Raw genomic sequence first — 16,665 nt, 5'->3', positions numbered from 1 at the left:
GCCGTGTGCGTTTTTGCACGTTTCTGACAGGCCTGCTGCTGGCCGCCCCCCTGTATGCCGCCGACAGCTGGCAAAGTATCCAGCAACAAGCCAACGGGCAGACTGTCTGGTTTAACGCCTGGGGAGGCGATCCGGCGGTCAACCGCTACCTTGAGTGGGTGAGCGGCGAGATGCAAACGCACTACGCCATTACCCTTAAAATCGTCCCGCTGGCCGACGCTGCCGATGCGGTAAAACGGATCCAGACCGAAGCCGCCGCGGGGCGCAAAACGAATGGCTCGGTCGACCTGCTGTGGGTCAACGGCGAAAACTTCCGCACGCTAAAAGAGGCTAATCTCCTGCAAACCGGGTGGGCGCAGAGGTTGCCCAACTGGCGCTATGTCGATACCCGCAAACCTGTCACCGAAGATTTCGCCATTCCTACAGACGGCGCGGAATCGCCGTGGGGCGGCGCGCAGCTGACCTTTATCGCCCGCAAAACCAGCATGCCGACGCCGCCAGAAGATCCGCAGGCGTTGCTGGATTACGCAAGGCAGAACCCCGGCAAGCTCAGCTATCCCCGCCCGCCCGATTTTACCGGTACCGCGTTCCTTGAGCAGCTGCTGATGACGCTCACGGCTCATCCGGATGCGTTGCAAAAAGCACCCGATGACACCTTTGCCCAGGTGACCGCCCCGCTCTGGGCGTATCTCGATAAACTGCACCCGCTGCTGTGGCGTGAAGGGAAAGACTTCCCTCCCTCGCCCGCCCGGATGGATACCCTGCTTGCCAGCGGGAGCCTGAATCTGTCGCTGACCTTTAACCCGGCGCATGGGCAGCAGAAAGTGGCGAGCGGCGAACTGCCTGCCGACAGCTACAGCTTTGGTTTTCGCAACGGGATGCTCGGCAACGTCCATTTTGTGGCGATTCCGGCCAATGCCAGCGCAAGCGCTGGCGCAAAAGTCGTCGCCAACTTCCTGCTGTCACCGCGGGCGCAAATCCGCAAGGCCGACCCGGCCATCTGGGGTGACCCGAGCGTGCTGGATGTGAAAACGCTGCCCGAAGATGAAGCAAAACAGCTGCTGGCTCATACGCCGCAGGGGCTGCCGAAGGTTCTGGCAGAGCCGCAGTCCGCCTGGGTTAACGCGCTGGAGCAGGAATGGCTGCGTCGTTACGGCACCCGTTAAGCTGGCTTGTCTGGCTGGCGATGGCGATTATTTATCTGCCGCTCCTTCCCGCCGGTGCCATGCTGCTTGCTCCGGCATTTTCTGTCGTTAACTGGCAGCGGCTGCTGAACGACCCACAATTGCCTCAGGCAGCCATCGCCACCCTGGTTTCAACGCTTATCGCCACGCTGGGGGCGTTGTTTATCGCCCTTTCTCTCGTGGCCCTTTTCTGGCCCGGCAAACGCTGGCGGCGTCTCAGTACGCGCCTGCCGTGGCTGCTGGCCGTGCCCCATGTGGCTTTCGCCTCCAGCGCGTTGCTGCTGTTTGCCGAAGGCGGTCTGTTTTATCAGGTCTGCACCGTCTGTTCACCTCCGTATGACCGCTACGGCATCGGGCTGGGTCTGACGCTCGCGGTCAAAGAGAGCGCGTTTGTACTGTGGGCGATTTACGCCGTGCTGCCGGAAAAACGGCTCGCACCGCAGAAGATTGTCCTGCAGACCTTAGGCTACGGGCGTTTTCAGACGCTTAACTGGCTGCTTCTTCCGGCGATCGCGCCGGTACTCGGCGCGGTGATGCTGGCGGTGCTGGCGTGGTCGCTGTCCGTCGTGGACGTGGCGTTCGTTCTCGGGCCCGGTAACCCGCCGACGCTGGCCGTGCTGGCCTGGCAGTGGCTGAGCCAGGGCGACGTACAGCAGCAGGCAAAAGGGACGCTGCTGTGCCTGCTTCTCCTTCTGCTGCTGGCCGCGCTTGCTGCGCTGGGCTACGGGCTGTGGAAGGTGTGGCGTCGCACGTTTGCACATCCGACGGGCGCACGCCAAAGGTCTCATCTCGCCCTGCCAGCGCGTGTATTCAGCGGCTTTCTGCCCGCGTGCGGGATACTTTGCGCCGCGGTGCTGTTGATGCTGGCCCAACGGGACGATGTTGGCCCGGTGAGTACCAGCCTTTCTTTCGGTCTGCTTTCGAGCCTTGTCGCCCTGATCGTCATTTTTCTCTGGCTGGAATGGGGGCCGCAGCGAGGCGCTCCGTGGGTGTGGTTACCGCTCGCGCTCCCGGCGCTACCGCTGGTCACGGGGCAATATGCCATTGCGTTACATCTGGGCCTCGACGGGCACTATGCCGCCGTGCTCTGGAGCCATCTGCTCTGGGTACTCCCCTGGATGCTGCTGGTGCTGCAACCGGCCTGGCAAAGGCTCGATCCCCGGCTTATTCTTACCGCCAGGACGCTCGGCTGGCGGCGGGCAAAAATCTTCTGCCTGCTAAAATGCCCTCTGCTGGTGCGCCCTGCGCTGCTGGCCTTTGCCACCGGTTTTTCAGTCAGCATGGCGCAATATATGCCGACGCTGTGGCTGGGCGCAGGTCGTTTCGCCACGCTGACCACCGAGACCGTCGCGCTCAGCAGCGGGGGCAGCATCCCGGTTCTCGCTAACCGGGCGCTGGGTTTACTGCTGGTCACGGGCATGGTGTTCGGTCTGGCCTCACTCTTCTCCCGCCTTGCGGGCCGCTATCGTCAGGGATTACGTTAATGTTGAAGGTAAAGGATCTCACCATCGAACCGCTTTTCCGCGAGGTCAATTTTTGCGTTCCCCGCGGGGAGATCGTCACCCTGATGGGTCCCTCCGGCAGCGGAAAATCGACTCTTTTTTCCTGGATGGTCGGCGCGCTGTCAGATGATTTTCAGGCACGGGGCGAGCTGTGGCTCGATGAGCGTCGCTGCGACGGCCTTCCCGTCGAATCTCGCGGGCTGGGCATTCTCTTTCAAGACGCGCTGCTGTTTGACGCGTTCAGCGTCGGGCAAAATTTGCTGCTGGCGTTGCCTGAGCGGATCGCCGGACGCGCACGTCGGGAAGCCGTCGAGCTGGCGCTGAATTCCGCCGGGCTTGGCGACCGTTACGCCAGCGACCCGGCAACCCTTTCCGGCGGTGAGCGCGCCCGGGTGAGTCTGCTGCGCGCCCTGCTCGCTGAACCGCAGGCACTGCTGCTGGATGAGCCCTTCAGTCGCCTCGATAAAGCGTTACGCACGACGTTTCGGGCCTGGGTGTTTGACACCGTCCGGGCGCGCAATATTCCGGTGGTGCTGGTCACCCATGATGAGGACGATATTCCGCCCGCCGGCGAGGTGATTGAGATTTCTCGCTGGCAATAATGTGCTAACGCAATGTTTTCCGTTTCGGGAGAGACGACAATGCCCCCCTCTTTTACTGACGTCAGGTTATTCGATGAAACGTGTTTCTCAACTGACCGCGCTGGCCCTGCTCTGCGGCCTCGCTTCGTTTTCCTCTCAGGCGGCTGAAATGGCCAATTCACTCACGCTGTCCCAGCTTCAGGCGCAGCACGGTACGCCTGTCGACACCCGCGCCAGCGCGTTCTACAACGGCTGGCCGCAGACCCTCAGCGGTCCTTCCGGGCATGAACCCGCAGCGCTCAACCTTGCGGCCAGCTGGCTTGACGCAATGAGCGACGAACAGCTGGCGCGCTGGGCTAAACAGCATCAGCTTTCGCCTGCGACGCCTGTCGCGCTGTACGGCGACGATAGCGCCAACCAGGCGGTGAAAGCGCGCCTGGAGAAAGCCGGATATCACGCTATCTCGCTGCTCAGCGATGCCCTGCAAACCCCGGACCGCCTGCAGCGTCTGCCGCACTTTGAACAGCTGGTCTATCCGCAGTGGATCCACCAGCTCCAGCAGGGTAAACCGGTGACAGCCGCGCCCGCGGGTGAATGGAAAGTCATAGAAGCGGCCTGGGGTGCGCCGAAGTTTTATCTGCTGAACCATATTCCCGGCGCGGGATACATCGACACCAACGAAGTGGAAAGCGAGCCGCTGTGGAATAAAGTTTCCGACGACAAGCTGAAAGCGATGCTGGCGAAGCGCGGGATCCGTCACGATACCACCGTCATTTTGTATGGTCGTGACGTTTACGCCGCCGCGCGCGTGGCGCAGATTATGCTGTATGCAGGCGTGAAGGATGTGCGCATACTCGATGGCGGCTGGAAGGCGTGGTCAGATGCGGGTCTGCCGGTTGAACGCGGTACGCCAGGGAAAGTGAAACCCGCCCCTGATTTTGGCGCACCAATCCCTGGTCAGCCGCAACTGATGGTGGATATGGAACAGGCGCGCGGTATGCTGCACCGCAAGGATGCCTCTCTCGTAAGTATTCGTTCGTGGCCGGAATTTATCGGCGAAACCAGCGGCTACAGCTACATCAAGCCAAAAGGTGACATTGCCGGCGCCCGCTGGGGCCACGCGGGAAGCGATGCCACCCACATGGAAGATTTCCACAACCCGGACGGCACCATGCGCAGCGCCGACGACATCACCGCCATGTGGAAAACGTGGGATATCCTGCCGGAGCAGCACGTCGCCTTTTACTGCGGCACCGGCTGGCGAGCGGCTGAAACCTTTATGTACGCCCGGGCGATGGGCTGGAAGAACGTCGCCGTCTATGACGGCGGCTGGTATGAGTGGAGCAGTCACCCGCAGAACCCGGTCTCCCGCGGTGAGCGCGGGCCCGAGAGTACGCGTTAAGGTTTGAGTGACTTTAGCGTCACATAACCGCTCCAGATGCGCGTTGTGGTGGTCAGCCAGCACAACGCGCCAAATATCCACGCGAACACGGCAAAATGGGCCGGAAACAGGCAGCAGAGCACGAACAGCACGATGGTCTCCGTCCCCTCCGTTAACCCGCCGATGTAGTAAAACGACTTGTGCGCATAGCCGGGGTTGTCGATATTGTGCTTCGCCGCCAGTGCCGCAAAGGCCAGAAAGCTGCTCCCGGTGCCAATAAATGCGAACAGCAGCCAAGCGGCAGCCAGCGTATTCTGCTCAGGTGCCGCCAGCGCAAAGCCAAACGGCACCAGCGCATAGAACAGGAAATCGAGCGCGATATCCAGAAACCCTCCCGCATCCGTGAGCCCTCTCCGGCGCGCCAGCGCACCGTCCAGACCATCCAGCAGGCGGTTCAGGACGATGGCGACCAGTGCTGCCGGGTACCAGCCGAGGGCCAGAAATGGCAACGTCAGCAGGCCGATGGCAAACCCCGCAAGGGTAAGTCCGTCGGGCGTGATGCCCGGCTTATCCAGCACAGAGACCAGACGATTCAGCCCGGGTTTTATCCGTGGGTGCAGGTGACGGTCAAGCATCAGGCTTCCCTTTAAACGTGGCGCACAGCCCCTGCGCCGGAATATCCAGCGCGGCGTTAAAGCGGGCGGAGAGATTCTGAAAGGCGATGAGCGCCGTCATTTCAGTAATAACCTCATCGGTAAAGTGGCGTTTCAGCGCCGTTTTGATTGCTTCATCCACCCTGGGCGGCGTGGCGGTGACCGCCTCAGCATAGGCCAGCGCCGCGCGCTCTTGTTCACTGAACAGGTCAGAGTCTGGCCAGTCGCTCACGGCCTGGACTTTATCCAGCGCCCCGCTGCGCTCGGCCAGACGCAGGCTGTTAGCATCAATGCAAAAAGCACAGTGGCACAGCTGCGATACCCGCGTCATCAGCAGCGAGCGGAGTTGCGGCGTCAGGCGCGCGTTTCTTCGCTCCAGAAAACCGACAAACAATGCGACCAGCCAGAACAGACGCGGCATGCGCCCCCACCAGCGCGTGGGATTCAGGACCGCACCAAAGTGTTTTCGCTGCATGGCGGCAATCGGTTTTACGCTCGCCGGAAGGGTTGGGATGGGTTCTACCCAGGTGGACGACTCTTTCACCTGTTTCTCCTGATGACTGGACTCTTTGAAAGGGCACGATAATATGTCGTTTTTCGCTATCAAGTATTGACGACCATGCTAAAAACAGTCGATGTCGTTGCGGCCATCATCGAAAAAGACGACAAAATTTTACTGGCGCAGCGCCCTGCTCACGCCGATCAACCGGGAATGTGGGAATTCGCTGGCGGAAAAGTCGAGGCCGGTGAAACCCAGCCTCAGGCGCTAATCCGCGAGCTGCGTGAAGAGTTGGGTATTGAGGCGCAGCCCGTGCAGTATGTGGCAAGCCACCAGCGCGAAGTGTCGCAGCGGTTAATCAACCTGCACGCCTGGTATGTTCCTGCCTTTAGCGGAGCGTTAACCGCACACTACCACAGCGCGCTGGCGTGGTGCACGCCGGAAGAGGCGTTGAGCTACGACCTGGCCCCGGCGGATATTCCGCTGCTGGAGGCGTTTATTCTTTTACGCGCCGCCAGACCAGCGGGTTCGTGCTGATCGCGCGTTCATCACGCTGGCATTGCAGCAAAACCCCGTCCGCTTTTACCACTGCTCCTTCAGAATAATTTTGATCCTGATAGATACAGCACTGGTTACAGGGTTGCGCACGCTGGCCGCCGGAGCTAAAGACCTCCGGCGGGACATTCACCTCCACGTCCGGGCGAATGCGGTCAGCCTGCGCGCCAGCGGTCAACATCAACGAAAATGCAGCCATCACGTAACGATTCATAGACTTGTCTTCCTGTTATGTCCTGATAATGACTATAACGGTTAATCGGGCAGAATCTTTAATTTCACACATCATCGCTTTTTGTTATGACGCAGCGCGGGTCATTAATTTCCCTTTCACCCTACATTTCTGCTTGCTTCACAAAGCAGCACGGGTGGTATAGTCAAAAAAACAACACAAATCGCATAAGCAATACACATAAATGACTATAAGGGGTTCTTATATCTATGGATCAGACACGCTCTCTGGAAAGCTTTCTTGCCCATGTTCAGCAGCGCGACCCGCATCAGAGCGAGTTCGCTCAGGCCGTTCGTGAAGTGATGACCACCCTGTGGCCTTTCCTTGAAGAAAACCCGCGTTATCGTCAACTGTCGCTGCTGGAACGTCTGGTTGAGCCAGAACGGGTGATCCAGTTCCGCGTGACCTGGGTGGATGACCGCAATCAGGTCCAGGTCAACCGCGCCTGGCGCGTGCAGTTTAACTCCGCCATCGGCCCGTTTAAGGGCGGCATGCGTTTCCACCCTTCCGTGAACCTGTCGATCCTGAAATTCCTCGGCTTTGAGCAGACGTTTAAAAACGCGCTCACCACCCTGCCGATGGGCGGCGGGAAAGGCGGGAGTGACTTCGATCCTAAGGGGAAAAGCGAAGGTGAAGTGATGCGTTTCTGTCAGGCGCTGATGACCGAGCTCTGGCGCCACCTTGGTCCGGACACCGACGTACCGGCGGGGGATATCGGCGTGGGGGCCCGCGAAGTGGGCTTTATGGCCGGGATGATGAAAAAGCTTTCCAACAACAGCGCCTGCGTCTTTACCGGCAAAGGATTGTCGTTTGGCGGGAGTTTGATTCGCCCGGAGGCGACCGGATATGGTCTGGTCTACTTCACCGAGGCGATGCTCAAACGTCACGGGTTAGGGTTTGAAGGGATGCGCGTGGCGGTGTCCGGCTCCGGTAACGTGGCGCAATACGCTATCGAAAAAGCGATGCAGTTTGGCGCCCGCGTGGTGACGGCCTCGGACTCCCGTGGCACGGTGGTGGATGAAGCGGGCTTTACGGCAGAAAAACTGGCGCGCCTGTGCGAAATTAAAGCCAGCCGCGACGGGCGGCTCGCAGACTATGCCCAGGAATTTGGATTGACGTATCTGGAAGGCAAGCAGCCGTGGGGTGTTCCGGTGGATATTGCCCTGCCGTGCGCCACGCAAAACGAACTGGACGTGGACGCCGCGCGCACGCTGATCGGCAACGGCGTGAAGGCGGTGGCCGAAGGGGCAAATATGCCGACCACCATCGATGCGACGGATCTGTTCCTCGAAGCGGGCGTGCTGTTTGCCCCAGGCAAGGCCGCCAATGCGGGCGGCGTGGCAACCTCCGGCCTTGAGATGGCGCAAAACGCCGCGCGTCTTGGCTGGAAGGCGGAGAAAGTGGATGCCCGTTTGCACCATATCATGCTGGATATTCACCACGCCTGCGTGGAGTACGGCGGTGAAGCGTCGCAAACTAACTACGTGCGCGGAGCGAATATCGCCGGATTCGTGAAAGTGGCGGATGCGATGATTGGGCAGGGTGTGATTTAACCGGGAACTGCCCGGCGTATGCTTTCGCCGGGCTATAACCGCATCACTGTGCCTGCCAACAGAAGCATTCCGCTGCAGGTAATCAGCAATGAAACAACGTCGTGCCTGCGTAATATGCCGCATAACATCGTCAGGCCAAGCATCAGCAAAAGTAATGCACTCACCGCATACTGCGTTTCGCCGCCGTGGAGCCAGCGGCGCAGGCAAAGAAGTGCCGGAACGAGCGCCGCCCATCCGGTACGACGCCATGCCAGCAACGTTCGCTCCGGCTGTCGCCCTGGGTCCCGGTTCACCGCGCCCCCTGCCAGAGCATAACCGCAAGCAACAAGGCCAATACCATAATAAATCCCCCCAGCAGGAGTAGCCCGCGTGTATAGGGTAAATCGCTTCCCAGACGCATTGCGTATTCATTGTGACGCCAGCGCCGCCAGGCAATGATCCCCAGCGCAGATGCTACGCTGAGCAGCAACGCCGTGAGTGTCATGCGCAGCCCCACGGAGGAGAGCTGAGGTGAAAATTGTTCTATACCCACAGCTCCCGCCATCAGGGCCAGTGCAGTTCGGATCCACGCCAGAAAAGTACGCTCATTCGCCAGCGTAAAGCGGTAGTCCGGCGTTTTTCCCGCCAGCCACCATTTACCACGTGGACGTGGGGGAACAGACGAATTATTCTCCTGAAGACTCACGTTTGATTCTTTCCTTTATCAACAGCTCTTTGATGGAAAGCCCGGTTGAAGCACTGTCGCGCAGATTATGCCGGGTGATTTCGGTACAAAGGAATTCAATTATAAAAAGCTGAGAAAGCCGCGTGGCGATGGAATCACCCTGAAACGGCCCTGCACTGCCGCAGGTTATCAGCCAGGTATTTGCAAGCTCGATGAGCGGCGACTGAAGATTATGGGTTATCGCCAGACAGTGCGCCCCAGCTTTACGCGCAAGACGGAACGCGTTGACCACCTCCGGCGTTTCGCCCGAGTGAGAAAAGGCCACGACCAGATCTTCCGGCTTAAGATTCGCGAGCTTCAGGGTCATGGTAAAGCGATCGGTGTAAGCCTCCGAGTCAATTCCCTGGCGGTTCATTTTATCTCTGGCTTCCATGGCAGACAGACCGGACGCGCCAAACCCGACAAAAAGTACCCGGCTGGCCGCAAGAAAACGATCGACAACAGGGTGTACCACTTTCATATCGAGCAGACCTATGGTCTCTTTTACCGTCGTCTCCAGCGTCAGCGCAATTTTCTGCGCCACCTCGTTGCGTGAATCATCCAGGAAAATGTCCGGCGACACAGGCAGCGGCTGCTCGCTCTCCTCAAGCAGTTCCCGCTTCAGCGCCGCCTTGAGATCCAGCAGACCGCCATAGCCGATCCTTTTACAAAAACGTACGATCGTTGCCTCGCTAACCTGAATCGCCTCTGCCAGTCGGCTTACTGGCATCTGTGCCACCTGAGCGGGTTGTCCAAGAATAAACCCGGCGATGTGGCGATCGGTCTCGCTTAAACCGCCCAAAATATTGCTGATATAAACCCGCACGTTTTCCCGATTTACGCTCATGGCGACGTTTCGCTCCTTTTGCGAAAAAGACTGCGCGTATTCTGGCAATCCCCCGCTCATGCGTCCACCGCAAAGCGTAGCCGAACGGTAAATGTCTGGCTTTCTCCTGCATTCAGATACTGCACGCCGCGCTTATTAAGCGTATGTCCATCCGCATCCGGTGCGTCGGTGGTGCCAGCTAACGGCTCAACACAGAGTAAATCTGCCCCCGGCACGCCCCACAACGCCAGCCAGGGCTGTTCACCTGTCTCAAGCGTCAGGGCGAGAGCCCCGTCGGGGGCCCGAACATGAATCACCCTGTGCTGGCAGTCGCCAAAATAGACAGCCCCTGCAGCGAAGCATACCCCTGTGAGCGCAAAACGGGTAACATTCCGCTGTCCCCCGTCTGTTTTCAGTGTGCGATTGACGGTAAAGTACGGGCCGCTTACCGCCGGGCTAAACTCCACCCACCAGCCGCTGCAGGAGGAAACAGCCAGAGCGAAACCCGGATGCCAGCCCGTCGAATAAGGCAATGTTCGGCTGTCGTCATTAACGATCGTCTGGTGAAAAGTCAGCCCACAGGCCTCAAGGACAAATACCAGCCGTATCCGCCAGTGACGCGGCCACTGTTTACGAGTCTGCGTGCTGGAACAGGCTTCCAGCATCAACGTATCCGGGGTCTGCGTAACACAGTAGAACGTTTGCTCCCGAAGAAAACCATGTGCCGGGAGTGGCCAGAACTGGCCGTCCAGCCAGAGTCCCCCTTGTATCAACCGCCCCACGACGGGAAATAACTGCGTTGCCGTATGATTCCAGACATCCGCCTGCGGTTGCCATAAGCGCTCGGTTCGCGTTGGCTTGTGCCAGAGACTGACCAGTTCACCGCCTGCGGCCTGCACCGTTGCCGTAAAGCATTCATTTTCCAGGATCCACATGCGTTATTCTGTCCTTAACAACAACCGTGCCTGATAGACCAACGCCCGATGCGGGTCCCCTTTAAAAAAAGTGTCGATCAGAGTAAAGATATCGGCGTCACGGATGGTTTTCCCCGCTGGCAAATGTGCCAGTATTGCCTCGCGGGTAATTCCCTGCGTCTGCCCGGCAGAGAGGATAAAGCGCAGCGCCTCTTCAACACCATGATGGTCGCACTCGGCCAGAAGATTCAGCCGTGACCAGCGCCCGGCGAAGGCCATCTCGCGAGCCTCGCTGATAACCTCCAGTTCGAAACGGGCATACAACTCCACAGGTGCATCATGTGCCTGCATCATTGTGCGCATCGCCTGTGCGTAATGCAGCGTTGTATCACTGTCCGCCAGCGAAACCGTCTGCCCCGGATCGGCTCGCAGATCAAACAACTTATCGCCGAAGCGCCATGGATTGAGGTAACCGAAGGTGGCCGGGATCTGGAGTACCTGCGCGCCTTGCGTAAAATCAAACCCTGAATGGAGCGTGATATTTCGCAATTCGTCCACCTTAAACATGCTATCGATGCGCGTGGGCATCAACGTGTACTCATACAGACTGCCTTTACCCTCCTCCCGTGGACAGCGCATATAGACGTAATCACCGTCGGTGATATTAATATGGCCGCCAAAGTAACCGAACAGTGCGTAGTCTCGTACTGGTGTGTCGTGCGCGACAGCCTCGCCGAGCGGGCGGCCTGTCATTGTTGCCGGGCGGGGTAAATTAAAATAGTCGAGCAGCGTAGCTGGAATATCGATAGTCTGCGCCAAAGCCTGCCGTCTCACCCCGTGACTGCGGCTACGCTGATCGCGGATAAAAAACGGCGTGTTGGCGATTTCGTTATAAACCGGCATGATGTTTTTGCCCCACCACTGGTGCTCCCCGAGCAGAAAACCGTGATCGGTGCAGACGATAAACAGCGTGTCATCCCACAGGTTCAACGCCTTCAGTTTATCCATCACCTGACCAAGATAGTCATCGCACATGGTGACCAACGCCTGGTAAAACTTCCGCACCTTTTCGTCGTTCTGACCGCCGGGTGCACCGCAATAATAGGGCACCCAGCCGTCAAACTCATCGCCGGTACAGCCATACTGCGCGAGGTATTTTTCCGGTACAAAGAACGGCTCGTGAGGGTCAAAACATTCGATCTGCAAAAACCAATTATCCTGATGCTGATTAACCTCAAGAAAGTCCATCCCCGCCTGAATAGTACGGTGCGTATAGTGATCGTCCTGTGTGGGCATTGCCGCCCGGTTAATCAGATCCTGGGTCATCCGCCCGCTACGTCTGCGCAAGGTTTCTTCATCTTCAAGCCCCTGCCAGGCAATGGTCGGTTTATCGACCCGGCCTATCCAGCAGTCCCCTTCCTGGCCACGAATAAACTCAAAGGTGGAGTAGCGAGTATGGTAAGTGGCGCCGCCGTCTCGCCAGTAATGTTTGTGGTCGGTCACCAGATGAGTATGGATCCCTGCCTGACGCAAAGCCTGGAAGGTAGAGAAATCGAATGGCTCCATTGGGCCCCAGCTGCGATGCAAAAAGTTATAGCGGCCAGTATGTAATTCCCGACGGGCGGGCATGCAGGGCATGCTGCCAACGTAAAAGCGGTCGAACTGTGCCGACTCTTGCGCAAGCCGGGTAAAATTTGGGGTTATCGCATCGCCGCCATAGGGAGCAAGATGGTGGCGGGTAAGCGTGTCAAACATCAACATGACTGCTTTCATAAGACGTCTCTCTTTATGAACCGATAAATTCTTCGACTTCGTTTTTGATCAAGGTGACATGGGGACCATAGACAACCTGCACCCCTTCCCCACGGATAAAAGCACCGCGGCTACCGAGCCGTTTAAAGTCATCAACAACGACATGTTTTGCATTCTTAACCGTTACGCGCAGGCGCGTGGCACAGCAGTCAACGTCGACAATATTTTCGCGTCCGCCCAGCGCACGCACGATGCCTGCGGCGCGTTCATTGGCAATTATGGCTGTATCAGTGGCATCCTCTTCCTGCTCACGACCCGGTGTATTCAGGTGTCGCCACTGGATCAGGAAGCGGAAAGAGAAGTAGTAGAGACAAAACATCACGACGCCGAGTGGCAGCATCAGAAGCCAATTCGTTTTGGCGTTGCCCTGCAGCACACCGAACAACAAAAAGTCGATAAGTCCACCAGAGAAAGTTTGCCCGACCGTGATTTGTAGGATATGCGTCAACATAAATGCCACACCGGTTAACACAATATGGACACCGTAGAGCAGTGGCGCGCAAAACATGAACGCGAACTCCAGCGGCTCAGTGATGCCGGTGACGAATGCAGTCAGCGCGGCGGAAAGCATCAGGCTGGCGACTTTTTTGCGATTTTCCGGTCGCGAAGAGTGATAGATAGCCAGTGCAGCCCCAGGCAGACCAAACATAAAGTCAGCGAAGCGGCCAGCCATAAACCGCGACACACCGATGTAGTACTGCGTCACTGTGGGGTCGGCAAGCTGGGCAAAGAAAATTTTCTGCGTCCCCTGCACTACCTGACCATTCACTACCGCCTCGCCGCCCACGCTGGTCAGCCAGAACGGTAGATAGAAAAGATGGTGCAGACCCAGTGGGATCAGACATTTCAGGATCATGCCGTAGAACAATGTCCCTATATAGCCTGTTTTTTCCACCAGACCACCGAGGTGGCTAATACCCGCCTGAATATGCGGCCAGACAAAAAAAAGTGCCACCCCGAGAAATATGGCGAAGAACGAACTGACAATGGGCACCAAACGCGAGCCGCTAAAAAAGGCCAGCAGGTCCGGCAACGCCGTTTTACCAAAGCGTTTTTGTACCCACCAGGCCAGCAGCCCGCTCATAATCCCGCCCATCACGCCGGTTTGCCGGCTGACGATCCCAAGGACATTTGCTTGTCCCGCAGCGGCCAGATTGTCTGAGGCCAGCGTGCCTGAAAGCAGCAACGAGGCGTTAATGGCCTTATTCATGACGATGTAGCAGAGCACCGCTGCCAGCCCGGCTGTACCTTTGTCGCTGCGCGCCATGCCAACCGCGATCCCCACCGCAAACAACAGCGCAAGATTATCGAACACCACGCTGCCGCACAGCTTCATAACGGTGAAAACAGCCTGGAAAAACGCGTTATCCAGCATCGGATAGGTCGTCAGCGTCACCGGGTTGGTAAAGACGCCGCCAATGCCCAGCAACAGCCCGGCAGCGGGTAAAACGGCAATTGGCAACATGAACGACTTACCCAGATTTTGTGCGCCCGCAAACAATTTGCTCATAAAAGCCCCTGATATTGGCGTAATGAAGTTTATATTTCACGTTATTAGTGTTTATATAAAATATATATTTCGATCGTTTTTTTATAAAGTCAAAACACAGTGAGAGAAAGGTGAACAGCATCACCTTTTTTCTTGAAGGTTAAGGAGCCTGTATGAACCGTCCTTTTCATCTGATGGCCAAATCCGTGAGCTATCAGTGCAACATCGCCTGCGACTACTGCTTTTATCTGGAAAAAGAGCACGGGACGTTAAAGCCCCGCCAGCCGTCGAGACATATGGATGACACGACGCTTGAGGCCTTTGTCCGTCAGTACATTGCCGCAAACCCTGGCTCTGAAGTGGAATTCACCTGGCAAGGCGGCGAGCCAACGCTGGCGGGCATCGAATTTTACGAGCAGGCCCTGCGGCTCCAGCAAAAATATGCCGCCGGAAAACGCATCACGAACAGTATTCAAACCAATGGAGTACTCATTGACGAAGCCTGGGCAACGTTTCTCGCCGCAAACCATTTTCTGGTGGGATTGTCGGTTGATGGCCCCGCCTGGTTGCACGATCGTTACCGCAAAACCCGTAGCCAGGGCTCCGTATTTGACAAGGTTGTCCGCGCGATGTCGCTGCTACAACAGCACCATGTCGACGTGAATGTTTTGACAGTCGTCAACAACGTTACTGCCGATCATCCGCAGGAGATCTATCATTTTCTCACCCGCGACCTGGGGGCCACATTTGTGCAATTTATCCCTGCCGTGGAGCAAAGGCCGCTGGCGGAAAAATACGGCGAACTCCTGTATCCGCAGTCGCTTTCCGGTGGAAGTGTTACCGAATGGTCAGTATCCGGTGAGCAGTGGGGAACGTTTATGAATGGCGTTTTTGACCTTTGGGTTCGCCACGATGTGGGCAAGGTTTATGTTCAGCTGTTTGACAGTGCCCTTGCCGCGTGGCTTGGGGAAACGCCCTCTTTGTGCGTGATGCAATCCTCATGCGGTTTTGGGCTGGTCGTTGAGCAAAATGGTGATGTTTACAGCTGCGATCACTATGTTTACCCAGAACACCGCCTGGGCAATGTGCGTAGGGATAGCCTGGCAAAAATGGCCAACGGTAAACAGCAGCGGAGATTTGGCTTAGCGAAAGCTGCAGTCTCGGCAGAGTGCATGCGTTGCGACTGGCGCTTCGCATGCCACGGCGGATGCCCAAAACACCGCATCCATAAAAGTGGTGAACGCTGGCACAACCATCTTTGCGCAGGCTATAAAGCCATGTTCAGCCATATGGATCCGTATATGCGCTTTATGGCGCAACAGATCCATCAGCAGCAGCCACCGGCCAACGTGATGGCCGTTGTCGGGATGATTGCCTGTGACGCAGGCAAACTTTTTTCATGACCGTTCGGGTTTATTATTCCCGTTTGCTTTTGATTACTAAATGTGGACTGACATTGAGGGAACGATGATGAAACACTGTGCATTTTTGGCTTCTCTGATTGCCTTATCTGCCTCGGCGTTCGCGGCAGACTGTCCGGTGCTTAGACATGCTCAGCCGGAAGAGGTGGGCTTTAATACAACAAAATTAAACAACCTCGATCGCTGGATCCAGCAACAGGTGGATTCCGGGTACCCGGGTATGAATGTGCTGGTGGTGAAAGACAATCGTATCGTTTTTCAGAAAGCCTGGGGCTATGCCAAAAAATATGAGGGTTCACATCTGTCCACTCACCCTGTCAGGGCTACGACGGACACGCTGTATGACCTGGCTTCCAATACCAAAATGTATGCAACAAATTTTGCGCTGCAGAAGCTGGTGTATGAAGGCAAAATCAACGTGAACGATCCTGTCGCGAACTACATTCCGGGGTTTTCGAACGCGACAACCGATAAGATAAAGGGGAAAAAGTCCCTGCGGATTATCGATATCCTGCACCATACGGCGGGCTTCCCGGCCGATCCGCAATATCACAATAAGCGCGTTGCCGGGGAACTGTATTCACAGGACAAGCAGACCACGCTGGAAATGATCAAGCGAACGCCGTTGGTTTACTCACCAGGTTCAAAACATGTCTACAGCGATGTTGATTACATGATCCTGGGATTTATCATTGAGGCCGTTACCGGGATGCCGCTTGATACCTATGTAGAAAAACAAATTTACACCCCTCTCGGCCTGAAGCACACGGTGTTTAATCCGCTGTTGAAAGGTTTTAAACAGCAACAAATTGCCGCAACGGAGCTTAACGGTAACACGCGCGATGGCGTCATCAGTTTCCCCCATATTCGTACAACTACCCTTTGGGGCCAGGTGCATGATGAAAAGGCGTGGTATTCCATGGGTGGCGTGTCCGGGCACGCGGGGTTGTTCTCAGATACGCAGGATATTGCCGTTCTGATGCAGACTCTGCTTAACGGAGGGTGTTATGGCAACGTAACGGTATTTGACAAGCATACGGTAGATGAGTTTACCCATCATTCAACCGCTGATGCCACCTTTGGCCTGGGCTGGCGGGTTAACGGTAATTCATCCATGACGCCCACCTTTGGCGTGCTGGCAGGTTCAAAAACATACGGTCATACGGGCTGGACAGGTACGCTCACGGCCATCGATCCCGATAAGAAAATGGCGATTGCGATCCTGAGTAACAGACCACACTCGCCCGTTGCCGATCCCAAAACAAATCCAAATATTTTCGTCAGTGGGTTACTGCCCGCGGCAACGTACGGCTGGATTGTTGATCAGATCTATGGCGCACTTGAAGAGTAAACTCTGTCC

General features: G+C 57.0%; 17 protein-coding genes. 8 read left to right on the top strand and 9 right to left on the bottom strand.

Annotated features, from left to right (window positions below; translation table 11 throughout):
* The first annotated feature begins 5 nt into the window (after window positions 1-5).
* From ACOTXR_RS04395 to ACOTXR_RS04380, 4 genes are all read left to right on the top strand, one after another.
* On the top strand, window positions 6-1,166 hold the full coding sequence (locus tag ACOTXR_RS04395; protein ID WP_121528309.1) for an ABC transporter substrate-binding protein: 1,161 nt from the start codon (window positions 6-8) through the stop codon (window positions 1,164-1,166).
* Window positions 1,139-2,668 (top strand): thiamine ABC transporter permease, encoded by a 1,530-nt coding sequence (locus ACOTXR_RS04390; RefSeq protein ID WP_078309824.1) that lies wholly within the window; start codon window positions 1,139-1,141, stop codon window positions 2,666-2,668. The genes ACOTXR_RS04395 and ACOTXR_RS04390 overlap by 28 nt, the downstream gene beginning before the upstream one ends.
* On the top strand, window positions 2,668-3,288 hold the full coding sequence (locus tag ACOTXR_RS04385) for an ATP-binding cassette domain-containing protein (RefSeq protein WP_023332753.1): 621 nt from the start codon (window positions 2,668-2,670) through the stop codon (window positions 3,286-3,288). Before ACOTXR_RS04390 ends, ACOTXR_RS04385 begins: the two co-directional genes overlap by 1 nt.
* A gap of 73 nt (window positions 3,289-3,361) precedes the next feature.
* Entirely contained in the window at window positions 3,362-4,669 is a 1,308-nt protein-coding gene (locus tag ACOTXR_RS04380; protein WP_058690413.1) for a sulfurtransferase, read from the top strand.
* On the opposite strand, the gene ACOTXR_RS04375 is transcribed toward ACOTXR_RS04380, so the two are convergent.
* Window positions 4,666-5,283 carry a CDP-alcohol phosphatidyltransferase family protein gene (locus ACOTXR_RS04375; RefSeq protein WP_050862223.1) on the bottom strand — a complete coding sequence of 206 codons (618 nt, stop codon included), beginning with the start codon at window positions 5,281-5,283 and terminating at the stop codon, window positions 4,666-4,668. The two genes, ACOTXR_RS04380 and ACOTXR_RS04375, sit on opposite strands and share 4 nt — an antisense overlap.
* A complete protein-coding gene (locus tag ACOTXR_RS04370) occupies window positions 5,276-5,845 on the bottom strand; it encodes a carboxymuconolactone decarboxylase family protein (protein WP_014883458.1) in 570 nt (189 codons plus the stop codon). The genes ACOTXR_RS04375 and ACOTXR_RS04370 overlap by 8 nt, the downstream gene beginning before the upstream one ends.
* 75 nt (window positions 5,846-5,920) lie before the next feature.
* Between ACOTXR_RS04370 and ACOTXR_RS04365 the strand changes: the two genes are divergently transcribed.
* Window positions 5,921-6,337: a pyrimidine (deoxy)nucleoside triphosphate diphosphatase gene (locus ACOTXR_RS04365; protein ID WP_045281786.1), complete on the top strand. Its 417-nt coding sequence runs from the start codon at window positions 5,921-5,923 to the stop codon at window positions 6,335-6,337.
* On the opposite strand, the gene ACOTXR_RS04360 is transcribed toward ACOTXR_RS04365, so the two are convergent.
* A complete protein-coding gene (locus ACOTXR_RS04360; protein WP_014883456.1) occupies window positions 6,297-6,569 on the bottom strand; it encodes a YnjH family protein in 273 nt (90 codons plus the stop codon). The genes ACOTXR_RS04365 and ACOTXR_RS04360 overlap by 41 nt on opposite strands.
* A 227-nt stretch (window positions 6,570-6,796) precedes the next feature.
* Between ACOTXR_RS04360 and gdhA the strand changes: the two genes are divergently transcribed.
* Entirely contained in the window at window positions 6,797-8,140 is a 1,344-nt protein-coding gene (gdhA, locus tag ACOTXR_RS04355; protein WP_014883455.1) for an NADP-specific glutamate dehydrogenase, read from the top strand.
* 32 nt (window positions 8,141-8,172) lie between these two features.
* Here gdhA and ACOTXR_RS04350 read toward each other — a convergent pair whose 3' ends face one another.
* From ACOTXR_RS04350 to ACOTXR_RS04325, 6 genes are read right to left on the bottom strand one after another with little or no spacing between them, the layout of a single operon-like run.
* Window positions 8,173-8,433, bottom strand: coding sequence for a DUF202 domain-containing protein (locus ACOTXR_RS04350; protein ID WP_218055247.1), 261 nt, complete (start codon window positions 8,431-8,433; stop codon window positions 8,173-8,175).
* Entirely contained in the window at window positions 8,430-8,825 is a 396-nt protein-coding gene (locus ACOTXR_RS04345; RefSeq protein WP_058690415.1) for a YidH family protein, read from the bottom strand. Before ACOTXR_RS04345 ends, ACOTXR_RS04350 begins: the two co-directional genes overlap by 4 nt.
* A complete protein-coding gene (locus ACOTXR_RS04340; RefSeq protein ID WP_078309827.1) occupies window positions 8,806-9,690 on the bottom strand; it encodes a MurR/RpiR family transcriptional regulator in 885 nt (294 codons plus the stop codon). Before ACOTXR_RS04340 ends, ACOTXR_RS04345 begins: the two co-directional genes overlap by 20 nt.
* Before the next feature lie 56 nt (window positions 9,691-9,746).
* Complete coding sequence (locus ACOTXR_RS04335; protein WP_058690417.1) at window positions 9,747-10,604, bottom strand: aldose epimerase; 858 nt, start codon at window positions 10,602-10,604, stop codon at window positions 9,747-9,749.
* A 3-nt stretch (window positions 10,605-10,607) separates the two neighbouring features.
* Window positions 10,608-12,356 (bottom strand): sulfatase, encoded by a 1,749-nt coding sequence (locus ACOTXR_RS04330; protein WP_058690418.1) that lies wholly within the window; start codon window positions 12,354-12,356, stop codon window positions 10,608-10,610.
* A 13-nt stretch (window positions 12,357-12,369) separates the two neighbouring features.
* On the bottom strand, window positions 12,370-13,905 hold the full coding sequence (locus ACOTXR_RS04325; RefSeq protein ID WP_058690419.1) for a PTS transporter subunit EIIC: 1,536 nt from the start codon (window positions 13,903-13,905) through the stop codon (window positions 12,370-12,372).
* Window positions 13,906-14,057: 152 nt separating this feature from the next.
* On the opposite strand from ACOTXR_RS04325, the gene ACOTXR_RS04320 reads away from it, so the two are divergent.
* Together ACOTXR_RS04320 and pbp4b are read left to right on the top strand one after the other, a co-directional pair.
* Complete coding sequence (locus ACOTXR_RS04320; RefSeq protein WP_058690420.1) at window positions 14,058-15,287, top strand: anaerobic sulfatase maturase; 1,230 nt, start codon at window positions 14,058-14,060, stop codon at window positions 15,285-15,287.
* Between the two features lie 67 nt (window positions 15,288-15,354).
* Entirely contained in the window at window positions 15,355-16,656 is a 1,302-nt protein-coding gene (pbp4b, locus tag ACOTXR_RS04315) for a penicillin binding protein PBP4B (RefSeq protein ID WP_078309829.1), read from the top strand.
* Window positions 16,657-16,665 lie beyond the last annotated feature (9 nt).

This window comes from Enterobacter cloacae complex sp. IR53030, from assembly GCF_049238365.1.
GTDB lineage: Bacteria > Pseudomonadota > Gammaproteobacteria > Enterobacterales > Enterobacteriaceae > Enterobacter > Enterobacter kobei.
The sequence above is the reverse complement of the archived record's forward strand: the minus strand, read 5'-3'. Positions and strand labels throughout refer to the sequence as shown.

Bases quoted from the DNA above. Each gene is read 5' to 3' on its own strand.
- ACOTXR_RS04390 (WP_078309824.1), top strand. From the start codon at position 1,139: ATGGCTGCGTCGTTACGGCACCCGTTAAGCTGGCTTGTCTGGCTGGCG.
- ACOTXR_RS04385 (WP_023332753.1), top strand. From the start codon at position 2,668: ATGTTGAAGGTAAAGGATCTCACCATCGAACCGCTTTTCCGCGAGGTC.
- ACOTXR_RS04380 (WP_058690413.1), top strand. From the start codon at position 3,362: ATGAAACGTGTTTCTCAACTGACCGCGCTGGCCCTGCTCTGCGGCCTC.
- ACOTXR_RS04375 (WP_050862223.1), bottom strand. From the start codon at position 5,283: ATGCTTGACCGTCACCTGCACCCACGGATAAAACCCGGGCTGAATCGT.
- ACOTXR_RS04365 (WP_045281786.1), top strand. From the start codon at position 5,921: ATGCTAAAAACAGTCGATGTCGTTGCGGCCATCATCGAAAAAGACGAC.
- ACOTXR_RS04360 (WP_014883456.1), bottom strand. From the start codon at position 6,569: ATGAATCGTTACGTGATGGCTGCATTTTCGTTGATGTTGACCGCTGGC.
- gdhA (WP_014883455.1), top strand. From the start codon at position 6,797: ATGGATCAGACACGCTCTCTGGAAAGCTTTCTTGCCCATGTTCAGCAG.
- ACOTXR_RS04340 (WP_078309827.1), bottom strand. From the start codon at position 9,690: ATGAGCGTAAATCGGGAAAACGTGCGGGTTTATATCAGCAATATTTTG.
- ACOTXR_RS04335 (WP_058690417.1), bottom strand. From the start codon at position 10,604: ATGTGGATCCTGGAAAATGAATGCTTTACGGCAACGGTGCAGGCCGCA.
- ACOTXR_RS04330 (WP_058690418.1), bottom strand. From the start codon at position 12,356: ATGAAAGCAGTCATGTTGATGTTTGACACGCTTACCCGCCACCATCTT.
- ACOTXR_RS04325 (WP_058690419.1), bottom strand. From the start codon at position 13,905: ATGAGCAAATTGTTTGCGGGCGCACAAAATCTGGGTAAGTCGTTCATG.
- ACOTXR_RS04320 (WP_058690420.1), top strand. From the start codon at position 14,058: ATGAACCGTCCTTTTCATCTGATGGCCAAATCCGTGAGCTATCAGTGC.
- pbp4b (WP_078309829.1), top strand. From the start codon at position 15,355: ATGAAACACTGTGCATTTTTGGCTTCTCTGATTGCCTTATCTGCCTCG.